The sequence below is a fragment of the Gluconobacter cadivus genome, from assembly GCF_015244745.1.
In the GTDB taxonomy this organism is placed as follows: Bacteria; Pseudomonadota; Alphaproteobacteria; order Acetobacterales; family Acetobacteraceae; genus Gluconobacter; species Gluconobacter cadivus.
Window position 1 is genome coordinate 254,298 of record NZ_JABCQI010000002.1, and the last position, 21,761, is coordinate 276,058.

The following is a 21,761-nucleotide window of genomic DNA, read 5'->3' on the forward strand; positions in this document are numbered from 1 at the left end:
GAGGGTTAAAGGCGGGGCGTGGTGACGCCGGACTGGCGCATGTATTTTCCGGCACGGTCGGCATAGCTGACCTCACAGGGGCTGGCGCCCTGAAAGAACAGGAACTGGCAGATGCCTTCGTTCGCATAGATCCGCGCGGGCAGCGGCGTGGTGTTGCTGATCTCGATCGTGACCTGCCCCTCCCATTCCGGCTCCAGCGGCGTGACGTTCACGATGATGCCGCAGCGCGCATAGGTGGACTTGCCGAGACACACCACCAACGTGTCACGCGGGATGCGGAAATACTCGACCGTATGCGCCAGCGCGAAGCTGTTGGGCGGGATGGTGATGTCCCCTGTACGGGTCACAAAACTGTTGGAGGCAAAATTCTTCGGATCAACAATGGCGCTGTCCACATCCGTGAAGATCTTGAATTCATCGGCCACACGCGCATCATAGCCATAGGATGACAGCCCGTAGGAAATGACGCCCTCGCGCTTCTGGGCCTCCACGAACGGCTCGATCATGCCTTTTTCCCGGGCCATCTGGCGAATCCATGTGTCGGGCATGATGGGCATGAAAGCACTCCTGAGCGGGGCGACAGAAATCGCCGTGCGTCTAACCCACCTGCTCTAGCGAGCGACGCCCGATCACGCAATGTGTCAGATCAGTCATTTTTCGTGAGCGCCTGTGACGAACGGCCCAGCAGGGCTTCCAGCCACTGCGGACGCAACTCACTGGTCAGCACACCGCCCACGATCAGCACAGCCCCCAGCAGCGTCGCAGGAGGCAGATGATCGCCTGCCATCCATCCCACAAGCCCGCCCCAGACGGGCTCTCCGGCATAGATCACGGCTGCTTTTGTGGGAGAGATGGATTTCTGCGCCCAGTTCATCACGACCTGCACCAGCGCACTCAACCCACCCAGAGCCAGCGCACAGGCGATCCAGACCCATGAAAAGGCCGGAAGCACTTCCCCTGAAACCGGGACCATCAGCCCGGCAAACAGACTACCCGCGAAAAGCTGCATGACCGTTATACGCAGACTGTCCACACCGCGCGCGTAAAGGCTGATGAGAACGATCTCGATCGCAATGGCAATCGCGGCACACAGCGTCAGCAGATCACCACGCCCAAAAGACAGCGACAGCGCCGCCGGTCCGGCAAGACAGACCAATCCTGCGAATGCCAGACCGATCCCGAGCCAACTCATGAGATGCGGCGCCCGGCGCAGGAACGCCCACTGAAAGATCGGCACGAGCGGAACGTAGAGCGCCGTAATAAAGGCGGAACGGCTGCTTGTGATGTCGTGCAATCCCGCACTCTGCAACACATAGCCGGTCGCAAGAGTAACGCCGATCAAGGTTCCGGCCCAGATTTCCCGCCGGTTGAAATCCAGCAGTTTCCGCCCGGCCAGAAGGCCGACGAAAACTGCAGCCATCATGAACCGGACAAAAACGAAAAACCGCGGTCCGCAATGCTGCATGGCGGTATGCAGCACGAGGAAGGTCCCACCCCACAATACTGTCACGCCCGTAAGCGCCAGCTCCTCTGGGGACGGCATGGGAAACTTGCGTTTCACGGGCTCTCAGCGCTCGTCGGGAGCGGATGAGGGAGCCTCATCCTGCGGACGCGCACGCTGCTGCTGTTTGCGGCGCATCAGATTGGCCCGTAGCGCCTTGGCCTCGCGGCTTTCCCGCTCTTCCTTTGCGGCCGCAGCGCGGTCACGGATGATCTGCTCCGTGGGTTTTGCGTCCTTACCGGTCATGGTTCTGTTCCTCGAATGTCGTCCGCAGACGGGTGCCCAGAAGCTCGTCATACACACCGAGCGTGCGGGCCTGCATCAGCGCTGTCGTATAATGGGCGACGGCATGGGTGCGGGCCTTGTCCATCATCCGGTCCTGCATGTCCCAGTCCATAAGCAGGATGGTTTTAAGGGCCTCGGCCAACGCCTCCGCATCACCGGGCGGCACGACCAGACCCGTCTCCCCGGGCAGGATCGTTTCCATCATGGCCCCCTGCGCCGTGCCGATCACCGGACGGCCCATCATCTGCGCCTCAACCAGCGTGCGACCGAACGGTTCAGGCCGGAGCGAAGGCGCTACGACAACAGTCGCCAGATCACAGGCCGCAGGCATGTCCGTACAGGTTCCGGCAAACCGGACACGATCCTCAAGACCAAGTTCCCGCACGCGCTGCTGCAATCGACGCGAGAACTTCCGGTCACCCTCCGGCCCCGCCAGAACGCAGATCCATCCTGTATCCGCCCGATCCCGCAAGAGCGCCAACGCCTCAATCAGAACGCCCTGCCCTTTCCACTCCGTCAACCGGGCGGGCATGAAAATGACGTCTTCACCGTGCAACACACCCCAGGCTTCAGCAAGTTTCTGCACACGCTCGCCGGAAATCACGCCGGGTTCGAACTCCTGCGGGTCCGCCCCGCGCGGAATGACACGAAGACGGCTTTCCGGCACGCCGTATTCGCTCCGCAAACGGTTCGCAATGAACTCCGAAATGGCGATGACGCGCACGCCCCGCGCCAGCACGGAATTATAGAGTTTCTTGCCCCACCATGTCGCCTCATGCACGCCATGCCATGTCGTCACGAGCGGGATGTTTTCGCGGCGACAGGCGATCCATGCTGCCCAGGCCGGAATGCGCGAGCGCGCATGGACCAGATCCACGCCTTCACGCCGGATAATCGCCTGAAGATCCCGCGCCCGGCGCAGAACGGCGAAAGGGGATTTTTTCTTCAGATCAAGCGCGATATGCCGCCCGCCCGCATGACGGAGCTGCACCAGAAGACGCCCCGGACGCGAAGCCACAAGCGCGGTCCCGCCGCCTTGGGTGATGGCAGACGCAATCTCGACAGCCCCGCGCTCCAGACCGCCGGTGCCCAGCGCCGGAAGAACCTGAAGGATGACGGGAGAGCGGTCGGTCATGAGGGTTCTGCGGGGCCTGTTCCGGAAGGGTATTTTCAGATGAAAACAGCCTGTAGCCGGGTCTGCCTCCCCTTCCCACCCGAAAAATGAAAAACGATCGCCCTGAACGACAAAAGGGGCGGCCTCCGTGCCATTTCCGGCACGAAAACCACCCCTTCCGCCTGTATCGGGAGCCTCAGCCCCCGGTTTTATCAGCCCTTGTGATCGGGCAGGGCGTAAACCACGAGCTGGTCGCTAACCGGCGTCATCATGAAGTGATGTCCACCTGCCATGATGGCGACGTACTGGTGACCATTGGCCTCGTAGGTCATCGGGTTGGCCTGTCCGCCGCCCGGCAGAACCGCGCTCCAGACCACCTTGCCGGTGTGTTCGTCGATGGCGCGGATCTGGTTATCCGTAGCCGCACCGATGAACACCAGACCACCAGCCGTCACGACCGAACCACCATTGTTCGGTGTGCCGATTTCCCATGGCAGACCTGTCGGCAGACCCCAAGGACCATTGGCGCGGGCCGTTCCCAGCGGGTGCTGCCACAGCACCTTCTGACCATGCTTCATGTCGATGGCCGTGATCATGCCGTAGGGCGGACGGTTGCACATCATGCCCGTGTACTGGTTCCAGAACGGGGTCACGACGATACCATAAGGCGTGCCGTCCATGGCGCCGTTACCTTCGGCTCCACCGCCACCCGGCTTGTAGTTCGGGTCGTCGATCGGCATCAGGCCAAGCTGGTCAGCCTTCTTGCGGGTCACGAGCTGGTCGTACATCGGGGTGATGTTCCAGTTCGCGATCAGGATGCCGCTCTGCGGATCATAGGACATGGAGCCCCAGTCACTGCCGCCGTTATAGCCCGGATATTCGATCCACGGCTTGTCGACGCTCGGCGGGGTGAACTCGCCCGTATAGTTCGCACGGCGGAACTTGATACGGCAGAAGAGCTGGTCAAGCGGAGACATGCCCCACATGTCCGTCTCTTTCAGATCCGGCACGCGCAGGGCGGGCATCCCCGTGGACCAAGGCTGCGTCGGCGTACGCGGATCGCCCGGAATCACACCCGGAGACGGAGCAGGACGCTCCTCGACCGGCAGGATGGGCTTGCCGTCACGACGATCGAGCACGAAGGTCTGACCGCGCTTGGTCGGCATGATCAGCGCCGGAACGGTCTGGCCATCCGGGCCAGGCATGTCCATCAGCGTCGCCTGCGAGCCAATGTCGTAATCCCAGACGTCCTTGTGAGCCGTCTGGAAGACCCAGCGCGGCGCGCCTGTCTTCACGTCGATGGCAACAACTGCGGAAGACACCTTGTTCTCTTCGGGGCTCCGCAGCGCACTGTAATAGTCCGAAGCCGAGTTTCCGGTCGGGACGTAAACGAGACCAAGCGCATTGTCGCCCGTCATCGCAGCCCAAGAGTTCGGCGTACCACGGCTATAGTGATTGTTACCGGTCGGCTGGCTGTGATCGTTGGGATTGTTCACATCCCACGCCCACAGGAACTTGCCGCTTTCGGCATCATAACCACGGATCACACCCGACGGCGCCCAGCGGCGCTGACCATCGAGGACTTCGTGGTTGACCACGACCACACCATTCACAACCGGCGGCGGCGTCGTCATGGACACGAAGCCGGGAACGGACTCGCCCATGCCCTGCATCAGGTTGACCTGACCACCATGCCCGAAGCCTTCGCACAGATTGCCGGTCGCGGCATCAACCGCGATCAGACGCATATCGAGCGTGCCTTCGAGAATACGATTGTGGCAGGGCTGGCCTTCCGGCACCTGCGAGGACGTGAAATACGTCACACCCTTACACGCGGCGGTGTAGGGAATGGCTTCGTATTTCTCGTTGATGTTGTGACGCCAGATCTCCTTACCCGTCGCCGGGTCGAGCTTCATGATGTCGTTCTGTGCCGAACACATGTAGAGGCCATCACCAACCTTGATCGGCGTGGTTTCGGCAGCCCATTTGTTCGTCTGTCCCGGACGCGGATAGCTGCCCGTGTGATAGACGAAAGCAACCTTGAGCTGGTCGGCGTTCTGCGGCGTGATTTCCGACAGCGGCGAATAGCGCGTCTGGCTGTCATCACGACCATAGGCGGACCAGTCTCCCTGCGCGGGAGCAGCACTCTGCTGCGGCACCATCTGCGGAACGTCGTTCGGGTCCATGGACCCGATATCCGGCAGATTGGCAGCATTAACACCCGGAGCCTGCGGGGCGTAGGGAGAAGGACCGGAGAAGCGGCTCGTACTGGCAGGAGTCGTTGCCGTCGGCTCGTCGGCATTGCCGGGGCCGGGCACCGAAGCCGTCGGCGAACCGCCACTTCCGGCAGGAGCAAACTGGGCGTTAGCGGCCAGCGGAGCACAGGCCAGCGTGACGCAGGCTGCGGTGGCGAGAAGATGGGATCTGCGCATCAGACGGCTCCCCTCAGGGTGCGGCGGGTTTCCAGTCGGCGAAGAACAGGAATGGTGAGAACGACGAGGATACCCAGCAGCGTGGGGCCAAAATCGCGCGGCAGAAGATCAACCGGGCTGAAACCCACTTCCCACAGCGACCAGACCCATGTGTAAGCCAGCGCGCCCAGATAAAGGAAGGCACCGAGCGTACGGCCCAGAACCATGAACACGCCGCTGGCAACCAGCACGACGCCACAGATCAGATAATAGACGGAGCCGCCCAGCATCGCGAGTTGAGCCCCGCCGATAACAAAGAACAGCCCCACCAGAACGATAACAACCCCGAGCACGAGCGTGAGCCACTCGGTCAGGGTTCTGTTGCCATAAGTATTTGGCATCGGTGAAAGCCTCCTGCACTGATACCCCGGACGGTAATTCCGGACTTTCAGGAAAGCTACGGCTCTTTTGCAATATTCCCCTGTTTTATTCTAACAAAACCGTGTGCGAATACAGTTTCATTATGGTGAATTCAAATAAACGTTATTCCAATTACCCAGCCGGAATCGTGACAACCGCGCCACCCGTATGGTTGGTCGCTGCAAGGGCCGCCAGAACCTGCACCATCGTAAAGGCCAGTTTGCTCTGGAAATCCCGATCGCTGATCCAGAACCACGCATTGTGATAACTGACGGCGGCATAAGGGCCGTCCGGCTCGTCCTTGCCCGAATGGATCACGACTTCCGGCCGGTTTTCAATTCCGACCTGCCCGATCGTTGGCGGGGTCCGACCGGCCTTGATATCGCCTTCCGGAACCTCGACCTCATAGGCAAGCTGCGTGAGCATCGCGAGCATCGAGCGCGTCAGAATTGCAATCTGGCCCGGATGTTTGGGATACGGTCCATAGACGATCTCGGCCTCTTCCGCCGTCGGATCGAGATGCAGCAGACGACGCACTTCGGCCTGAATCGCGAGCAGATTGCTTTCCGAAGTGGATGTCAGAACAAGATAGGACCGCTCAGGCCCCGGCCCGCTGCCACCGCCGTTACTGTCGGACTTGCCACCGTTCTTCTTGCTGTCCGTCGGTGTCGCAGGATCGGTCGTGATGCGGATGGTCATGGCCCCCGCAACCTGAAGCTGTCTCAGATCATGCAGCAGCAGATAGAACCGTACGGACCCGCCGCCAAACGGTCCCGCGCCGAGGCCCCGCACATTGGACAGGCCATCAATGGACTGCGCCGTCAGACGCAGCAGCGTGTCGATCGGCAGACCGCCAAGGCTGAGCGGCATGATGACGGTCGGCGAGATCGGCCGGACCACGTTTTCGGCGTATTGCTGCCCGGTGACGGGCTGATAGGTGAAAGTCGGGCTTTCCCCCAGCGACATCGTCCCTGTGCCGAACAGGTAGTTCCCGACCGCCGTGGCCGGATAGGCATAGAAACCGCCGCTGACGCTCTTGGAGACGCTGTAGCCCGCAATCACCTGTGTTGTGTCGAGGAAGGTCGGCGGATCGGCATAGCGCAGCCGCACGATATTGAGCAGCATCTCGTGCTTCTGGGTATCCCCCAGCGCGCGGGAGTATTCGAGCTGGTCGTTACGCAGCTTTCCCGGGCCCATGGGACCACAGGCAGAGAGCCCGATTGCGGAAAAACAGGTCAGGGCAGCCAGCAGCGTGGCACGAAAGTAGGAAGGATTCGGCATGGCTGTATGAAGACTGTCCCATTGGCAGGCAAAGCGGAAGGCCCGACCTTACTAAAGGGCGGTGGGCATATCTGAAACCGCCATATTTCTTTTGAATGCCCTTTTCACCGCGCGGCAGGACAAGATTCTCGACGAAATGTGTCGTCCAAGTGCTTGAAACACCCTCCAGCCTTGCCTAGATCAGTAGTCGAAACACAGGCCCGTGAGGGTCTGGGGACGTCAATAGGGTTCGATCCGGTGCCTCACAGGGCCGGGACGGACCGCTGAGAGGACTGATTTTACATGAGCAAAGTCATTGGCATTGACCTTGGTACCACCAACTCCTGCGTCGCCGTACGCGAGGGTGACGAAACCAAGGTGATCGAAAACAGCGAAGGGGCTCGCACGACGCCGTCCATGGTCGCTTTCACCGACAAGGGTGAGCGTCTCGTCGGACAGGCCGCGAAGCGTCAGGCTGTCACCAACCCCGCCAACACTCTGTATGCCGTCAAGCGCCTGATCGGCCGTCGTTACGACGATCCGACTGTCCAGAAGGACAAGGAAATGGTGCCGTACGGCATCGTCCGTGGCGACAATGGCGATGCATGGGTCGAAGCCCGCGGCGAGAAGTATGCCCCGTCGCAGATCGCAGCCTATGTTCTGGGCAAGATGAAGGAAACCGCCGAAAGCTATCTCGGCGAGACCGTCTCCCAGGCCGTCATCACGGTTCCGGCCTACTTCAACGACGCCCAGCGTCAGGCCACCCGTGACGCTGGCAAGATCGCCGGCCTCGAAGTCCTGCGTATCATCAACGAGCCGACCGCAGCAGCCCTCGCCTATGGCCTTGGCAAGCGCGATTCCGGCACGGTGGCCGTGTATGACCTTGGTGGTGGCACGTTCGACGTCTCCATCCTCGAGATCTCCGATGGCGTGATCGAAGTGAAGTCCACGAACGGCGACACGTTCCTGGGCGGTGAAGACTTCGACAACCGCATCATCGGCTTCCTCGCCGACGAGTTCAAGAAAGAGCAAGGCATCGACCTGCGTGGCGACAAACTCGCCCTGCAGCGCCTCAAGGAAGCCGCCGAAAAGGCCAAGATCGAGCTGTCTTCTTCCAAGGAGACTGAGATCAACCTGCCGTTCATCACGGCTGATGCCTCCGGCCCGAAGCACCTCGTCGTCAAGCTGTCCCGCGCCAAGCTGGAAAGCCTCGTCGATGATCTGGTGCAGCGTACCCTCGGCCCGTGCCGCGCAGCCATCAAGGATGCGTCTGTCTCCCCGAGCGAGATCGACGAAGTCATTCTCGTTGGCGGCATGACGCGTATGCCGAAGGTCATCGAGACGGTTAAGGAATTCTTCGGCAAGGAACCGGCCCGCAACGTCAATCCGGACGAAGTGGTCGCCATCGGTGCTGCCGTTCAGGGCGCTGTCCTGAAGGGTGACGTCAAGGACGTTCTGCTCCTCGACGTGACGCCGCTGTCGCTGGGTATCGAGACGCTGGGTGGCGTGTTCACCCGTCTGATCGACCGCAACACGACGATCCCGACCAAGAAGAGCCAGACCTTCTCCACGGCCGAAGACAACCAGAACGCCGTGACCATCAAGGTCTATCAGGGCGAGCGTGAGATGGCAGCCGACAACAAGCTGCTGGGCAACTTCGACCTTCAGGGCATTGCGCCTGCACCGCGTGGCGTGCCGCAGATCGAAGTCACGTTCGACATTGACGCCAACGGCATCGTGAACGTGTCCGCCAAGGACAAGGCCACGAACAAGGAACAGCAGATCAAGATCCAGGCTTCTGGCGGTCTGTCCGATTCCGACATCGACCGCATGGTCAAGGACGCGGAAGCCAACGCAACCGCCGACAAGGCCAAGCGCGAACTGGTCGAGCTGCGCAACAGCACGGAAAGCCTCATCCACCAGACCGAGAAGTCCATCACCGAAGGTGGCGACAAGGTTCCGGCGGCTGACAAGTCCGAAGCGGAAGCCGCTATTGCCGAAGCCCGCGAAGCTCTGGGTGGCGAAAATCTCGACGCCCTGAAGGCTGCCAGCGAGAAACTGACGCAGGCTGCCATGAAGGTTGGTCAGGCTGTCTATCAGGCTGGTCAGGGTGCTGAAGGCGCTGCGGCTCCGGAAGCTGAAAAGAAGGACGACAACGTCGTCGATGCCGACTTCGAAGACCTCGAAGACGACCACAAGAAGCACTGATCGGGTGACTTTCCCGGATGGAGCGCAACGCTCCGTCCGGCCCTGTTTTCCGAGGGCGCCCGTTCCCGCAAGGGGGTGGGCGCCATTCTTGTTTTTCCGGCCCATAACAGGGACCGCCTTCCGGAACGCCCCCTAAGGACCGAACATGGCCATCAAAATCGACTATTACGAATCCCTTGAAGTCTCCCGCACGGCCTCGCCGGACGAGCTGAAAAAAGCCTTCCGCAAGCAGGCCATGCGTTATCATCCCGACCGCAATCCGGGTGATGACGCCGCCGAGCAGAAGTTCAAGGAAATCAACGAAGCCTATGATGTCCTGAAGGACTCGCAGAAGCGCGCGGCCTATGACCAGTACGGCCATGACGCCTTCGAAGGTGGCATGGGCGGAATGGGCGGCGGCTTCGGCGGTGGTTTTGCCGGTGCGGGCGGTCTGGGCGACATCTTCGACCAGATGTTCGGAGACATGATGGGCGGCCGTCGGGGTGGTGGACGCCGGACCGGGGCGGATGTCCAGGTTCAGGTCGAAATCACGTTGATGGAAGCCTTCACGGGCGTGAAGAAGGATGTCGAGGTCCGCACCCGCGTGGCCTGTGAATCCTGCCACGGTTCGGGTTCGGCTGATCCCAAGGCGGGCAGCACCACATGCCCAACCTGTCACGGTGCGGGCAAGGTCCGGGCGCAGCAGGGCTTTTTCCTCGTCGAGCGCCCCTGTCCAACCTGTCATGGTTCGGGACGGACCGTCGCCAATCCGTGTAAGGCCTGCCACGGCACGGGTACACAGGCGAAGACCGAGACCATCAGCATCGACATCCCGGCTGGCGTCGAGGATGGCACCCGCATCCGCATGGCGGGCAAGGGCGAAGCTGGCGGTGAAGGCGTGCAGCCGGGCGATCTGTATGTCCACATTTCCGTCCTGTCGCATGACATTTTCCAGCGCGACGGTGCAAACATCTATTGCCGCGTTCCGCTGCGCATGACGCAGGCAGCTCTGGGTACGGAAGTGGAAGTGCCGGTTGTGGATGGTGGCCGAAGCAAGGTCCGCATCCCTGCCGGAACCCAGACGGGCGAGACGTTCCGTCTGCGCGGCAAGGGTTTCTCGGTCCTGCGGTCTTCAGCACGCGGGGACATGTATATTCAGGTCTCGGTCGAAACGCCGAGCCATCTGACGAAGCGCCAGCGCGAACTTCTTGAAGAATTCGAGAAGGAAGCCGGGGACGACCACGCCAAGGGCAGCCCCGAAAGCAGCGGCTTCTTCGCCAAGGTCCGCGACTTCTTCGACGGCCGCTGATCTTTATCAGGCTCACGAAAAACCCCGGTGCCCTCCCTGAAGGCACCGGGGTTTTTTTGTCAGTTTTTTATATCAGGCCGCGCCGAAAATATCCTTCAGGGTTTTTTCCATCACCCCGGCATCCAGCGTCTTGCCCAGCCAGTGCTCCACGCAGATCACGCCCTGATTGACCAGCATGCCAAGCCCGTCCAGCGCGGTGCAGCCCTTGCCTTCTGCTTCCCGCAGCAGACGCGTTCTGGGCGGGTTCGGGATCACATCCGCAACGATCAGGCCCTTACGCAGGGTTTCGACCTTCAGAGGCGGCATGGTTTCGGAATCGCCCAGACCGATGGATGTCGCATTGATCAGAATGTCCACGTCTTCCGGCACGCTGGCATCACCGTTCCAGGCCTGAACATCCGACTTGGCCGACGTATTGTCCCGGACGAGGGCGGCGATGGTCTCGGCTTTCTTCGGATCGCGGTTCATGACGGTGATATGGGCGACGGAGGCCAGACCCAGTTCCACGGCAATGGCGCGTGCGGCCCCACCTGCTCCCAGAAGCAGGACCTTCTTGCCGGACGGGTCCGTGACCTTTTTGAGAGAGGCCAGAAAGCCCTTGCCGTCCGTATTGTCGCCGATCAGACGGCTATCGCGGATGGAGACGCAGTTCACGGCCCCGATGATCCGGGCGGATTCGGCCACTTCGTCCAGATGCTCGATCACCTTGACCTTGTGCGGCAGGGAACAGTTGAACCCGACCCATTCCATGGCCCGCGCGCCTGCTACGGCGTCTTTCAGACCCTCGGCCTTGACGTCACAGTTGATGTAGCGGGCATCGATGTCGTGGTGCTGATAGGCGGCCTCGATCATGGCGACGGTCGGGTTGTCGTCGCAGGGTGTCGAGAACGATCCCGTCAGGATGCTGCGGAAATTCTGCTGGCTCATGAGAGGCTCCTCGGATCTGTGCAGTCTTGCGTTCACACGACATGACGCACGAGAGCGCAGAAGGTCCATTCACATTCCGGAAATCCCCAATTTTCTGTCTCAGTCGTCGACGGGCACAATCAGACCCAGAAGGGCCGCCTCCCGTCCCGTCAGCAGATCGGCGAGCGTATAGCCGTCCAGAACTGCCAGGAACGCGCCCAGCGCATCGCCCAGCACGCTCCGCAGCACACAGGCCGGAGACAGCACGCAGGGCCGTCCATCTGTGCTGTTACGGCCCTCGCAGTCCACCAGCGCCATGTCGTCTTCGGTAAAGCGCACGACTGCGCCCACGTTGATTTCCGCAGCCGGCCGCGCGAGTTCCAGCCCGCCGCCCCGTCCACGGACGGTGGTGACGAAACCGCCCTGCCCCAGACGATGGACCACCTTCACCAGATGGTTTTCAGAAATACGGTAAGCCTGCGCGATCTCACGGATGGAAACACGGCGTGAGGCATGGGCGCCCGGATGGTGAATCCCCAGATGGATCAGCACGCGCAGGGCGTAGTCAGTGTGCAGTGTCAGACGCATGGCGACTCCTCTGCCAGATTGACAGGATCAGGTCACGTTTATAAAGATGTATTTTATATACATCTTTTAGGGGACCGCTCATGTCCACTTCCGCCGACCGCAGCCTCACGCCAGACATCATCGCCATCATCAAGGCCACCATCCCGGCACTTGAAGCGCATGGTGTGGCCATCACATCCGAAATGTATCGTCGTCTTCTGGCCGATCCGGCGATTGCGGAAATGTTCGATCCGACCCATCAGTCGACAGGAATGCAGCCCCGCGCGCTGGCCATGGCCGTGCTGGCCTATGCGAAAAATATCGACAATCTGGGCGTGCTGGGCGGGGCGGTCGAACGGATCGCCCAGAAACATGTCAGCCTCGAAATCCAGCCCGAACACTATCCGCATGTCGCAACAGCTCTGCTCGGCGCGATTTCAGCCGTTCTGGGTGATGCCGCAACGCCGGAAATCCTTGATGCCTGGGGCAGGGCCTACTGGGCACTGGCCGATATCCTGATCGGTCGCGAGCATCAGCTTTACGACAGCAGCGCCCATACCGAAGGAGGCTGGACGGGTTGGCGGGCTTTCCGCATCGCGCACGCCACGGCAGAATGCGCGACCGTCACGTCGCTCGAACTGGAGCCTGTGGACGGCAAGCCGGTCATCAGCGCCGTTCCGGGTCAGTATCTGGGTGTTGATCTGGACATTCCGGGCCATGGCCGGACCCGCCGCAATTACAGCATTACCTCCAGCCCCAACCGGACGGGCTATCGCATCAGCGTGCGTCATGTTCAGAACGGCGTTGTTTCAGGCTGGCTGAACAGCAACGCCTGCGTCGGCACGGAACTCCTGCTTTCACCGCCTGCGGGCAATTTCGTCCTGCCGGAAAAAATCGAAGGACCGCTGGGCTTCATCTGCGCCGGGATCGGCATCACACCCATGATCGGAATGCTGGAAACACTGGCCGGACCAGACATCACGACGCCTGTTCAGGTCGTACAGGTTGCCCATTCCACCGAAACTGCGCCCTTCGCGGCGCGTCTGGCGGAACTGTCCCACAACACGGCAGGGCGCATCCGGGTCGTGACACGTCTGACTTCAGAAGACGGACACCCGACCGCAGCCTGGGTCGCAGAGCAGCTGCCGGATGGCGTCTCGGCCTATCTCTGCGGCCCGACAGGCTTCATGCGCGACATGGTGCAGGGACTGCCGGGCGCCGGAGTTCCGGCCAACCGCCTGCGTTACGAGACGTTTGGACCGGATACCGGCGTGACGGACTGACTTTAGAGCGCGCTGGCCTTCTGTTCCGCGTCCGACAGGATGCGTGCACGGTCAGCGCCGCCATTGGTGGCGAGGCCCTCGGCTTCGATCACGGTGATGTCCGTAATGCCGATCATGGTGAAAACGGATTTCAGGTAGCTGAGCTGATGCTCGAAGGAGGCTGCGGGCGAGCCTTCGCCATACAGGCCACCACGCGCCACGGCGAGCACGACTGTCTTGCCCTTGGCCAGACCTTCAATGCCGGACGGGCCATAGCGGAAGGTCTGACCCGCCACCATGATACGGTCGATCCAGGATTTGAGCTGGCTGGGAATCGACAGGTTATACATCGGCACACCGATGACGACGATGTCCGCCGCCTTGAAATCACTCAGGGCTTTGCCGCTGGCAACCAGTTCGGGGCGGGCCGACACATCCGGCGTCAGTTCCTTGCCGAGCCATGACAGGGCTTCGACGTCGAGATGCGGCAGCGGATCGCTGGCGAGATCGAGGGAAATGACCTCGACGGACGGATCTTTCTTGCGAAACTGGGCGACGGCGGCAGCGCTGACCTGACGGCTGGCGGAGCTGTCACCGAGAATGCTGGAATCGATGTGAAGAAGTTTCATTTTGATCTTTCCGGTTCCTGATCGTAACCAGCACCAGATAAGGAACCTTTGAACCCCGCCGCAAGAAGGCACATTCCGGAGCCATAGGCACATGGATGTTCGCGTCAGTGACACCACCCTTCCCCAGAAGCTGTCCGTAAAGCCGGGTACGACGCCTCTGGATTGCGCGCAGGACAGCAGCGCCTGTGCCGTCATCCGCTCCATTCTCGCCCGCACGACGGACAAATGGAGCATCCTGATCGTCAAATCGCTCGGACGCGGGCCACACCGTTTCAGCGAACTGCGCCGCGCGATCGACGGAATTTCACAGCGGATGCTGACGCTCACCCTCCGCAATCTGGAACGCGACGGCCTCGTCCTGCGGACCGTCACCCCGACGACTCCGCCGCGCGTGGATTATGAACTCACGACGCTTGGGGAATCGCTCTGGACGCTGACGGAAGCCTTCGGTCAGTGGGCCATGTCAAACCGCCCCGAAATCGAGGCGGCCCGCGCCCGCTTTGACGCCCGGCTTGACGCCGATCTCTGATCTTTTCGCACGCAAGGCTCCATCATGACCCTGATTTCCGCCCCCCGTATCGGTATTGCCGGCATCACGGGCCGACTTGGCACCCTCTGCGCCGAGGAAGCCGGAAGCGCCCTCGCAGGCGGCCTCTCCCGCACGGCAGATGTCTCGCGCAACATCACGACCGACCCTGGCACGCTCGCGAAAAGCTGCAATGTCGTGATTGACGTCAGCCATGCCACGACGGTCCCCGCCCATGCGGCCGCCTTCGCGCAGGCTGGATGTGCGTGGGTTCTGGGGACGACGGGTCTTGATCATGGCGCGCAGGATGCCGTGAACGCGGCGGCGCAGCATATTCCCGTCCTTCAGGCCGCCAATTTCTCCCCGGCGCTGACGCTGTTTCTGGAACTGGCCCGGCAGCTTAGCGCGGGCCTGCCGGATTATGATGCGGAAATTCTGGAGGTCCATCACCGCCAGAAGCTGGACGCCCCCTCGGGCACGGCGCTGGCGATCGGTAAGGCCGTGGCGGAAGGACGCGGAGTCGCATTCGAGGATGTGGCCCGAACCGATCAGAACAGTCTGCGCCCGGACGGGGCGATCGGATTCGCATCCCTGCGCGGCGGGCAGATCGTGGGCGAACATGATCTCGTCCTGATGGCGGCGGACGAACAGATCACCCTGTCTCACCGCGCACTGGACCGGAGGGTCTTCGCCAGAGGCGCCCTGCTCGCCGCAAAATGGCTCGCCGGACGCCCCGCAGGCCTCTACACAATGGCAGACGCCTTAAAACCCTAACCCCGAATCAGGGTGCAGGGATCAAGATCCCTGCCGGGCCCGGGCAGAGCCCGGACACCCCATCAACCACCAGCGATCGGCAGATTCACCCCCGTCATAAAGCTGGAATCGTCCCCCAGCAGAAACGCCACCACACCGGGGATTTCGTTGATATCGCCATAGCGGCGCATCGGCACGCTGCCGATCATCTGCTCGGCGACGATTTTGGGGTCGGTGGAGAAATACTGGCTTCCCACCTTGGCCTGAAGCTCGACCTGACGCTCCCACATGAAGCCGGGCCCCATATAGCCGGGGCTGATGGCGTTCACACGGATGTTGTAAGGCGCAAGATCCAGCGCCGCCGTTTCGGTCAGGGCGATAATGGCCCCCTTGGACGCGCCATAGGCCGCCATGTTCGGCGGACCTTTCACGCCCGCCATGCTGGCGGTGTTGACCACGCGACCGTAATTCTGCGCGATCATGTGCCGCACGACGGCCTTGAGGACGTGAAATGCACCTGTGACATTGATCGTCAGCACACGCGCGAAATCTTCGGACGGGTAATCCTGCACAGGGGCAAAAGCGCCCTGATATCCGGCATTGTTGAACAGGAAATCGATCTTCCCGAAATCCCGCACCACGGCCTCCACGGTCTCTGTCACAGCCTCTTCGGACGTCACGTTACAAACATAAGACCGAGCTTCGACACCCTTTTCCCGCACGGCGGCTTCGGCTTTCTCAAGAGCCTCCAGGTTCATGTCCAGCAGGGCGATGGCCGTCCCTTCCCCGGCCAGACGAAGGGCGGTCGCAAGACCGATATTGCCACCGGCACCAGTGACGAGACAGACTTTACCGCTAAAGTGATTCGACATTTCAAATGCCTCAAATTCTCTGTTTTTCCCGGACTCGACCGTGGGCGGCGCCTGTGACGGGCCATGACGGTCACGGGAACACAAACGCAGCATGACCGGTGTCGTTGAAAAATGAAACGGGGGCCAGCGCTCTCTTTTTCGTAATATCCGTCTGGTTTTTTTTGCAATTTCAGGCCGGTTCTCGGGACTTTTCCGCAGAAAACCGCGTTCAGACCTCACACGGCCCCTTGACCCTTGCGCCCAATTCCGCCAAGCCGTCCCCTCCCTGAATGCCACAGACCGCCTGCCAAGGCACACTGTGGCCCTTCTCACCACTCATTCCCTGCGAGGTCCCTGAGTGCGCAATCACGGCGATTTCCTTTTCACATCCGAGTCCGTTTCCGAAGGCCATCCCGACAAGGTGGCGGACCGCATTTCCGATACCGTTCTGGACGCCTATCTTCAGGCCGATCCGGAAGCGCGTGTTGCCTGTGAGACGCTGGTCACCACCAACCGCGTCGTCCTGGCCGGTGAAGTCCGCGGCCCCAAAGAGGTCGAAGACACGCTGATCGACCGCGCCCGTGAAGCGATCAAGGACATCGGCTACGACCAGGAAGGTTTCTCCTGGAAGAAAGCCGAAATCACCTCCTATCTGCACGCACAGTCCGCCGACATCGCTCAGGGCGTCGACAGTGCCGGTGATAAGGACGAAGGTGCTGGCGATCAGGGCATCATGTTCGGCTACGCCACACGCGAGACCGAACACCTGATGCCTGCGCCGCTGTTCTATGCGCAGACGATCCTCGAGCGCATCCGCGACTACCGCAAGAGCGGCGACGCCCGTGGCGTTGGCCTTCTGCCGGATGCCAAGAGCCAGGTCACGTTGCGTTATGTCGACGGCAAGCCCGTTGGCGTCACGTCCGTCGTGATTTCCACGCAGCATGTCGAAGGCATGAGCCAGCACACGATCCGTGAGACGCTGCGCGACGTGGTCAATGGCATCCTGCCCGAAGGCTGGAACTGCCCGGAAGACGAGTTCTATGTGAACCCGACCGGCAACTTCGTCATCGGCGGACCGGACGGCGACGCAGGCCTCACTGGCCGCAAGATCATCGTCGACACCTATGGTGGCGCAGCCCCGCATGGTGGTGGCGCATTCTCCGGCAAGGACCCCACGAAGGTGGACCGTTCGGCAGCCTATGCCGCGCGTTACCTCGCCAAGAACGTCGTGGCCGCCGGTCTGGCCGACCGCTGCACGATCCAGCTCAGCTACGCCATCGGCGTGTCCAAGCCGCTCTCGGTCTATGTTGACCTCGACGGCACGGGCAAGGACGTGGACGAAGCCCGTCTGGGTGCGATCCTCAACGACGTTGTGGACCTCTCCCCGCGCGGCATCCGCAAGCATCTGCGCCTGAACCGTCCGATCTATGTTCCGACCTCCGCTTACGGCCATTTCGGCCGTGCGCCGGATCCGGTTCTGGACAACTTCACCTGGGAACAGACGGATCTGGTCACCACGCTGCGTGGCGCCCTGAACCGCTAAGTCTCACCGGTAATCTGGCAGAAAACCCCTGGTCGAGTCTCTCAAACCCCAGCCGGAGCGGCTTTACGGCCGTCAACGCGGCCATCCGCTCCGGGCCCGGCAGCAGCATCTTCTTGAGAAGGCGCTGCCCCGGCTTTCCTTTACCTCACCGGAAAATCCCGCCGCGGGATTCTCCGATGCGGTCTCGCGCGTCTTTCTCGAAATCGGTTTTGGCGGTGGCGAACATGCCGTTGGCCAGTCCGAACTGAACCCGGATGTCGGCTATATCGCTTCCGAGGTCTTCGAGAACGGCCTGTGCTCCCTGCTGTCGCGCCTCGTGCCCGAAGGCGAGGAAGACACAGCCACGCCGCCTCCCCATTTCCGCATCTGGGCCGAAGACGCCCGCCTGCTGCTCAAGGACATGCCCGACGCATGCCTGGACCGGGCCTATCTGATGTTCCCGGACCCGTGGCCGAAGGCCCGGCACGCCAAGCGCCGCTTCGTGCATCCGGAAAACATCAAGCAGATGCACCGCGTCCTGAAACCCGGCGCCATCTGGCGCGTCGCCAGTGACCATCCCGTCTATCAGGAATGGGTCACAGAAGTGATGGGCAAGCAGGACCTGTTCGATGCGCCGCCCCCGGCGAAGGAACGTCCCGAAGGCTGGTCACCAACACGCTATGAGGCCAAAGCCTTCCGCGAAGGGCGCGTGCCGTTCTACTGGACTTTCACGCGCCGTCCCTGAAACGCACACCAAACCCCTCTCTCAGTTATTCAGCGAGTGTCCTGACATCATGACCCAGATCGAACGCGAAGAAATGGAATTCGATGTCGTGGTGGTCGGTGGCGGTCCCGCCGGTCTGTCCGCCGCGATCCGCCTGAAACAGCTGATGCCGGATGCGGGCGTCTGCCTGATCGAAAAGGGCAGCGAAATCGGTGCCCATATCGTCTCGGGCGCCGTCATCGAGCCGCGCACGCTTGATGAACTTCTGCCGAACTGGCGCGATCTGGACGCCCCGCTGCGGACGCAAGTGACGGAAGAGCGGATGCTGTTCCTGACCGAAACGCGTTCCTTCGCCGTTCCATATCTGGACCGCGTGATGCCGCAGATGGCCAATCATGGAAATTACGTCGTCTCGCTCGGCGAAGTCTGCCGCTGGCTCGGCGAGCAGGCTGAGGCTCTGGGCGTTGAGATCTATCCGGGCTTCTCGGGTGCGGAACTGTTCATCGAAAATGACCACGTCGCTGGCGTCATCACGGGCGACATGGGCATCGAGCGCAACGGCGAACACGGGCCGAACTTCACGCCCGGCATGATCCTGCGCGCGAAGCAGACCATCCTGACCGAAGGTGCGCGCGGCTCCCTCACCGGCCACGCCATGAAGCGTTTCGGCCTGCGCAAGGGCGTGGAGCCGCAAACCTATGGCCTCGGCATCAAGGAAGTCTGGGAAATACCGGCAGAAAAGCACCGTCCCGGCCTCGTACAACACAGCTTCGGCTGGCCGCTCGACGACAACACTTATGGCGGGGCGTGGCTCTATCATTTCGGGGAAAATCTGGTCAGCTTCGGCTTCGTGACCGGCCTCGATTACGCCAACACCTATCTGTCCCCCTTCGAGGAAATGCAGCGCACCAAGTTGCACCCGGCCTTCCGGGAGCATTTCGAAGGCGGCAAGCGCCTGATTTACGGCGCACGTGCCCTATCGGAAGGCGGATTCCAGTCCATTCCGCGCCTGACTTTCCCCGGCGGCGTTCTGGCTGGCGATTCGGCAGGCTTCCTGAACGTGCCCAAGATCAAGGGCACGCATACGGCCATGAAGTCCGGCATGATCGCGGCTGAGGCCGTGGCCGAGGCTCTGGAAAAGGACAAGAAGGAAGCCGCCAGCATGACGGCGCGCGTCCAGCAGTCCTGGCTGTGGTCCGAACTGCGCGACGTCCGCAACATCCGCCCGGCCTTTGCGAAATGGGGCATGAAGCTCGGCGCGCTCTATTCCGGGATCGACAGCATGATCCTGCGGGGTCGTGCGCCCTGGACGCTGCATCACCCGCACGCCGATAACGAGACGCTGCGTCCGGCCTCGGTATGCACGAAAATCGACTATCCCAAACCCGACGGGAAGATCACCTTCGATCGCGTCAGCTCGGTCTTCCTGAGCAGCACGAATCACGAGGAGAATCAGCCGGTTCACCTCAAACTCCGCAACGAGACCGTCTGGCAGACCGTCAATCACGACGTGTTCGATTCGCCGGAGAGTCGCTACTGCCCGGCAGGCGTGTATGAACAGGAACAGACGGGCGAAAACGCCTGGCAGCTTCGGATCAACGCCCAGAACTGCGTGCATTGCAAAACCTGCGACATCAAGGACCCGACGCAGAACATCGACTGGTGCACGCCCGAAGGCGGTGGCGGTCCGAATTATCCGGTCGGGATGTAATTTTCTTCCCGCAAGAGGGCACCGCCAGAGCGGAATGTGACTTTTCCGGTCAGTCCCGCTACGGTGACGCCCGTTTTTGTGGCGGCGACAGCAGCGAAAGATGACGATGAAAGTTCTGGTCCCAGTCAAACGGGTGGTCGATTACAACGTCAAGGTACGTGTAGCGGCTGATGGCAGCGGTGTCGAAACGCAGGGCGTGAAAATGTCCATGAATCCGTTCGACGAAATCGCAGTCGAAGAAGCAGTGCGCCTGCGTGAAAAAGGCGCGGCCAAGGAAGTCGTGGTCGTGACCGTCGGCGCGCAGGCCGCGCAGGACGTGCTGCGCACGGCCATGGCGATGGGCGCGGACCGCGCCATCCTCGTGCGCACCGACGACACGCTTGAGCCGCGCGCCGTGGCCAACGTGCTCAAGGCGATCGCCACGCGCGAAGACGCCGGCCTGATCTGCATGGGCAAGCAGGCGATCGACGACGACATGAACGCCACGGGCCAGATCCTGGCCGCGAAGCTCGGTTGGCCGCAGGGCACATTCGCCAGCGCTGTGACGGTTGCCGATGGCCGTATCGAAGTTGCCCGCGAGATTGATGGCGGCACGGAAGTCGTGTCCCTCACGCTCCCGGCTGTGGTGACGGCGGATCTGCGCCTCAACGAGCCGCGCTATGCGTCCCTGCCGAACATTATGAAGGCGCGCAAGAAGCCGCTTGAGACGGTCGAAATCGACAGTCTCGGCGTTGATACGGCGTCGCGCCTGACGGTGGTCTCGGTGGCCGAGCCCGCCGAGCGCAAGGAAGGCGTGAAAGTGAACAGCGCGGCCGAACTGGTCGAGAAGCTCAAGACAGAAGCGAAGGTGATCTGATGACCGCTCTTGTTCTGGTTGAAGTCGAAAACGGCGCGGTCCGTCAGGCTTCCCGTTCGGCTGTTGCCGCTGCCTCCCGCTTTGGTGCGGTCGATGCCATCGTATTCGGAGACGGCGCACAGGCCGCTGCTGCCCTGCCGGGCGTAACGCGCGTTCTCAGCGTGCCGGGTCTGGTCAACGATCTGGCCGAGCCCGCCGCCGACCTGCTGGCTGCCCGCGCGAAAGACTACAGCCACATCGTGGCCGCAGCCTCCGCCACCGGCAAGAACATCCTGCCGCGTCTGGCAGGCCTGCTGGACGTGCAGCCGATCCCCGATGTGGTCGAGATCAAGGACGCCGACACCTTCGTGCGCCCGATCTATGCCGGAAACGCACTGGCAACGGTTCGCTCCGCCGACAGCATCAAGGTGCTGACGGTCCGCGGCTCCAATTTCGATCCGATTGCTGCCGAAGGTGGGTCCGCTGCGATTGAAACGGTCGAAGCTCCGGCCAGCGAGAAGTCTGTTTTCGTGAAGGTCGAGCTTTCTGCCTCCGACCGTCCGGAACTGGAATCTGCCCGCGTGGTGATTTCCGGCGGCAAGGGCCTGAAGGACGCTGCAAACTTTAAGCTGCTCGAACCCATCGCCGACAAGCTGAACGCCGCCATCGGCGCATCCCGTGCGGCCGTGGATTCCGGTTTTGCTCCGAACGAAATGCAGGTCGGCCAGACCGGCAAGATCGTAGCGCCGGAACTCTACATCGCCGTCGGCCTGTCGGGTGCGATCCAGCATCTGGCTGGCATGAAGGACAGCCGCGTCATCGTGGCCATCAACACCGATCCGGAAGCGCCGATTTTCAAGGTCGCCGATTACGGCATCGTGGGTGATCTGTTCGAGGTCCTCCCGACGCTCGAAAAAGCGCTGTAAGGCACCGTTTACCTGAAACGACAAAAAGGGGCGCCCCATGACGGGACGCCCCTTTTTTCATG

At 61.7% G+C, this 21,761-nt stretch carries 21 protein-coding genes; 10 read left to right on the top strand and 11 right to left on the bottom strand.

The window, feature by feature from the left end; all coding sequences use genetic code 11:
- Positions 1 to 5: 5 nt before the first annotated feature.
- The 7 genes from dcd to HKD28_RS04105 all read right to left on the bottom strand — a co-directional run bounded on the left by dcd (position 6) and on the right by HKD28_RS04105 (position 7,012).
- Positions 6 to 557: a dCTP deaminase gene (dcd, locus tag HKD28_RS04075; protein ID WP_099285777.1), complete on the bottom strand. Its 552-nt coding sequence runs from the start codon at positions 555 to 557 to the stop codon at positions 6 to 8.
- Positions 558 to 646: 89 nt separating this feature from the next.
- Positions 647 to 1,561, bottom strand: a complete 915-nt coding sequence (locus tag HKD28_RS04080) for a DMT family transporter (RefSeq protein WP_328749054.1) — start codon at positions 1,559 to 1,561, stop codon at positions 647 to 649.
- A gap of 6 nt (positions 1,562 to 1,567) precedes the next feature.
- Entirely contained in the window at positions 1,568 to 1,747 is a 180-nt protein-coding gene (locus tag HKD28_RS04085; protein WP_194261151.1) for a hypothetical protein, read from the bottom strand.
- On the bottom strand, positions 1,737 to 2,921 hold the full coding sequence (locus HKD28_RS04090) for a glycosyltransferase family 4 protein (protein WP_194267051.1): 1,185 nt from the start codon (positions 2,919 to 2,921) through the stop codon (positions 1,737 to 1,739). Before HKD28_RS04090 ends, HKD28_RS04085 begins: the two co-directional genes overlap by 11 nt.
- 191 nt (positions 2,922 to 3,112) lie before the next feature.
- Positions 3,113 to 5,332 (bottom strand): pyrroloquinoline quinone-dependent dehydrogenase, encoded by a 2,220-nt coding sequence (locus HKD28_RS04095; protein ID WP_194267052.1) that lies wholly within the window; start codon positions 5,330 to 5,332, stop codon positions 3,113 to 3,115.
- Positions 5,332 to 5,712, bottom strand: coding sequence for a glycerol dehydrogenase (locus HKD28_RS04100; protein ID WP_194261148.1), 381 nt, complete (start codon positions 5,710 to 5,712; stop codon positions 5,332 to 5,334). Before HKD28_RS04100 ends, HKD28_RS04095 begins: the two co-directional genes overlap by 1 nt.
- Positions 5,713 to 5,863: 151 nt before the next feature.
- Entirely contained in the window at positions 5,864 to 7,012 is a 1,149-nt protein-coding gene (locus tag HKD28_RS04105; protein ID WP_194267053.1) for a hypothetical protein, read from the bottom strand.
- A 282-nt stretch (positions 7,013 to 7,294) separates the two neighbouring features.
- Here HKD28_RS04105 and dnaK point away from each other — a divergent pair, with 282 nt between their 5' ends.
- Both dnaK and dnaJ read left to right on the top strand, forming a co-directional pair.
- Positions 7,295 to 9,199: a molecular chaperone DnaK gene (gene dnaK / locus HKD28_RS04110; protein ID WP_194261146.1), complete on the top strand. Its 1,905-nt coding sequence runs from the start codon at positions 7,295 to 7,297 to the stop codon at positions 9,197 to 9,199.
- A gap of 145 nt (positions 9,200 to 9,344) precedes the next feature.
- Positions 9,345 to 10,487, top strand: coding sequence for a molecular chaperone DnaJ (gene dnaJ, locus HKD28_RS04115; RefSeq protein WP_194267054.1), 1,143 nt, complete (start codon positions 9,345 to 9,347; stop codon positions 10,485 to 10,487).
- Between the two features lie 72 nt (positions 10,488 to 10,559).
- Here dnaJ and aroE read toward each other — a convergent pair whose 3' ends face one another.
- Together aroE and HKD28_RS04125 are read right to left on the bottom strand one after the other, a co-directional pair.
- On the bottom strand, positions 10,560 to 11,414 hold the full coding sequence (gene aroE / locus HKD28_RS04120) for a shikimate dehydrogenase (RefSeq protein ID WP_194267055.1): 855 nt from the start codon (positions 11,412 to 11,414) through the stop codon (positions 10,560 to 10,562).
- Between the two features lie 99 nt (positions 11,415 to 11,513).
- The gene (locus HKD28_RS04125) at positions 11,514 to 11,981 is read right to left on the bottom strand and encodes an RrF2 family transcriptional regulator (RefSeq protein WP_194267057.1); all 468 of its coding nucleotides are present in this window, start codon (positions 11,979 to 11,981) and stop codon (positions 11,514 to 11,516) included.
- An 80-nt stretch (positions 11,982 to 12,061) separates the two neighbouring features.
- Here HKD28_RS04125 and HKD28_RS04130 point away from each other — a divergent pair, with 80 nt between their 5' ends.
- Positions 12,062 to 13,243, top strand: coding sequence for a globin domain-containing protein (locus HKD28_RS04130; protein WP_194267060.1), 1,182 nt, complete (start codon positions 12,062 to 12,064; stop codon positions 13,241 to 13,243).
- Positions 13,244 to 13,245: 2 nt separating this feature from the next.
- Here HKD28_RS04130 and HKD28_RS04135 read toward each other — a convergent pair whose 3' ends face one another.
- Positions 13,246 to 13,851: an FMN-dependent NADH-azoreductase gene (locus tag HKD28_RS04135; RefSeq protein WP_194267063.1), complete on the bottom strand. Its 606-nt coding sequence runs from the start codon at positions 13,849 to 13,851 to the stop codon at positions 13,246 to 13,248.
- Positions 13,852 to 13,942: 91 nt separating this feature from the next.
- On the opposite strand from HKD28_RS04135, the gene HKD28_RS04140 reads away from it, so the two are divergent.
- Complete coding sequence (locus tag HKD28_RS04140; RefSeq protein ID WP_235993289.1) at positions 13,943 to 14,380, top strand: winged helix-turn-helix transcriptional regulator; 438 nt, start codon at positions 13,943 to 13,945, stop codon at positions 14,378 to 14,380.
- Between the two features lie 24 nt (positions 14,381 to 14,404).
- Positions 14,405 to 15,151, top strand: coding sequence for a 4-hydroxy-tetrahydrodipicolinate reductase (gene dapB, locus HKD28_RS04145; RefSeq protein WP_194267066.1), 747 nt, complete (start codon positions 14,405 to 14,407; stop codon positions 15,149 to 15,151).
- 62 nt (positions 15,152 to 15,213) lie between these two features.
- Here the strand turns inward: dapB and HKD28_RS04150 are convergent, their stop codons facing one another.
- A complete protein-coding gene (locus HKD28_RS04150) occupies positions 15,214 to 16,002 on the bottom strand; it encodes an SDR family NAD(P)-dependent oxidoreductase (protein WP_194267068.1) in 789 nt (262 codons plus the stop codon).
- A gap of 337 nt (positions 16,003 to 16,339) precedes the next feature.
- On the opposite strand from HKD28_RS04150, the gene metK reads away from it, so the two are divergent.
- The 5 genes from metK (at position 16,340) to HKD28_RS04175 (ending at position 21,699) form a co-directional block, all read left to right on the top strand.
- Positions 16,340 to 17,524 (top strand): methionine adenosyltransferase, encoded by a 1,185-nt coding sequence (metK, locus tag HKD28_RS04155; protein WP_099285788.1) that lies wholly within the window; start codon positions 16,340 to 16,342, stop codon positions 17,522 to 17,524.
- Between the two features lie 28 nt (positions 17,525 to 17,552).
- Positions 17,553 to 18,248 (top strand): tRNA (guanine(46)-N(7))-methyltransferase TrmB, encoded by a 696-nt coding sequence (gene trmB / locus HKD28_RS04160; RefSeq protein ID WP_194261330.1) that lies wholly within the window; start codon positions 17,553 to 17,555, stop codon positions 18,246 to 18,248.
- A gap of 49 nt (positions 18,249 to 18,297) precedes the next feature.
- Positions 18,298 to 19,938 carry an electron transfer flavoprotein-ubiquinone oxidoreductase gene (locus tag HKD28_RS04165; protein WP_194261137.1) on the top strand — a complete coding sequence of 547 codons (1,641 nt, stop codon included), beginning with the start codon at positions 18,298 to 18,300 and terminating at the stop codon, positions 19,936 to 19,938.
- 106 nt (positions 19,939 to 20,044) lie between these two features.
- Positions 20,045 to 20,794: an electron transfer flavoprotein subunit beta/FixA family protein gene (locus HKD28_RS04170; RefSeq protein WP_194267461.1), complete on the top strand. Its 750-nt coding sequence runs from the start codon at positions 20,045 to 20,047 to the stop codon at positions 20,792 to 20,794.
- Positions 20,794 to 21,699 carry an FAD-binding protein gene (locus HKD28_RS04175; protein WP_194267071.1) on the top strand — a complete coding sequence of 302 codons (906 nt, stop codon included), beginning with the start codon at positions 20,794 to 20,796 and terminating at the stop codon, positions 21,697 to 21,699. Before HKD28_RS04170 ends, HKD28_RS04175 begins: the two co-directional genes overlap by 1 nt.
- Positions 21,700 to 21,761: the final 62 nt, after the last annotated feature.